2 protein-coding genes are annotated in these 1,641 nt (G+C 37.7%); one reads left to right on the top strand and one right to left on the bottom strand.

Annotation, left to right across the window (positions count from 1 at the left end):
* Window positions 1-91: 91 nt before the first annotated feature.
* Window positions 92-496 (top strand): hypothetical protein, encoded by a 405-nt coding sequence (locus tag ACT3TU_RS14105; protein ID WP_444784524.1) that lies wholly within the window; start codon window positions 92-94, stop codon window positions 494-496.
* A gap of 50 nt (window positions 497-546) precedes the next feature.
* Here the strand turns inward: ACT3TU_RS14105 and ACT3TU_RS14100 are convergent, their stop codons facing one another.
* Window positions 547-1,557: an IS1595 family transposase gene (locus tag ACT3TU_RS14100; protein ID WP_192520968.1), complete on the bottom strand. Its 1,011-nt coding sequence runs from the start codon at window positions 1,555-1,557 to the stop codon at window positions 547-549.
* Window positions 1,558-1,641 lie beyond the last annotated feature (84 nt).

Below are 1,641 nucleotides of genomic sequence, written 5' to 3'. Positions count from 1 at the left end.
GGCTGTGTTTTAATAATGTGTTGATTAATTTAATGATAGAATAATGGTGTTATAGTAGTTTTGATTTAAGCAAACAAAAGGAATTAAGTATATGGTAGTAGATATCACTAACCCCGAATTAGTAGACAAAGATGAATTTCTACATAATGTACTACAAGCCATAGAGAATTTCTATTGCAATTTATACTACGCTATTGCTGATAGAAGTGTATTGATATTGATATTGATATTCAATCTAAGCGATAGTAAGTATGCTGATGAGATTGAGATATACATAAACCTACACGCTCCAACTGCTAGTTCCCAAGCGGTCAAACGTACTGATATCAAAGACCTTGACTGCATGACCTACGCATACCATGACGCTGATGGATGGGAGCGTGGGAGCGCAATTAAAGTTAAAGAACTAAGTATGGACGATATTTTTAACCTAATGGAAAAAGTATATGCTAGACGACTAAAGGATGGTGAGGTCTGCCATGCCGAAGTAGCTTAACTAGCTTTATCTAAATAAAAAGATAGAGTACAGCCCAACAGCCTTAATGGTTAGACAGGTACAGCAGGACGACTAGACAAATCAGCAGTCTTGCTTGTGCATAGCGTGTTACGAATAAAATCTAGCAGTACGGACTCTTTACTCTCTGATGACCCTTTAGCAAAATTAACAAAGTTATGATACACAAGGTAGTTGTTCAAATACTTAGTAGCCACACCCTTAAAGCGGTGCGTTATCAGGTCTTTAAGCCTACTGTGGTAGTTATTGACCATTTGGATATTGAATAAGCCATTACTGCGTTTCTTAGTAGCAATACGGATGTGATTTAGCTCCATATCCAGTGATAGTTTTTGATAAGGACGCAGCGAGTCAGTAACAAATACTGAGTTTTTTGAGATATTGCCATCTAATACTTTCTGCAAGTCTTTTAATGATGGTTTGCCTAGGTTTGATATCTTAGCAACGGATAGACCATCTAAGTTGACGGCACAAGGAACGCAAACCTTTTCTGTTGATAAGCCACGCTTACTCGCCTTAGTTCCTCGCTTATAGGCTATACGTGGCAATTTAAAAGACTTGTGATTACCCTTATATGATATTGCGGTAAATGTTTCGTCAGCTTGCACGACACCATCAAGCTCAACGTCAGTCATCATATTTTGTAGCGCATCAAGTATCTTGTGTCGCCATGCAAAGGCGGTAGCCAAATTGATATCACATATTTTGGCGCATTTGCGTAAGGGGTACTTCTCAATCATACAGTGGATATACTTTTCCCAAACCTCAATGCCTTTTTGCGAGTTGTATAATATAGTGCCTGTTTGCTCAACAAATGATTTTTTGCAGTCACGGCACAAGTAGCGTTGGTTGTTGCATTTAGTGCCATTTTTGACGAAATGGGTAGAGTCGCAATGTGGGCATTTTGATACCTCTTTAGCTGCAATAACTTTTTCAAGAGAATTTTGACCTGAAATATCACCAAGAAAGAGCTGTTTTTCTTTCTCAGAAAGGTTGTTGAATAACTGTTTGAGAATGTCGATGTTTTTTGTGGCGGTTGACATGGTTAAACCCTTATAAATCAAAGCCTGTAGAGTCATTATATCATTTATCAATAAGTTATATCAACACACTATTAAAACAGAGCC

Source organism: Psychrobacter sp. AOP3-A1-26 (genome assembly GCF_052378235.1).
Lineage (GTDB): Bacteria > Pseudomonadota > Gammaproteobacteria > Pseudomonadales > Moraxellaceae > Psychrobacter.
This window is presented reverse-complemented; position numbering and strand designations above follow the sequence as displayed.

Bases quoted from the DNA above. Each gene is read 5' to 3' on its own strand.
- ACT3TU_RS14105 (WP_444784524.1), top strand. From the start codon at position 92: ATGGTAGTAGATATCACTAACCCCGAATTAGTAGACAAAGATGAATTT.
- ACT3TU_RS14100 (WP_192520968.1), bottom strand. From the start codon at position 1,557: ATGTCAACCGCCACAAAAAACATCGACATTCTCAAACAGTTATTCAAC.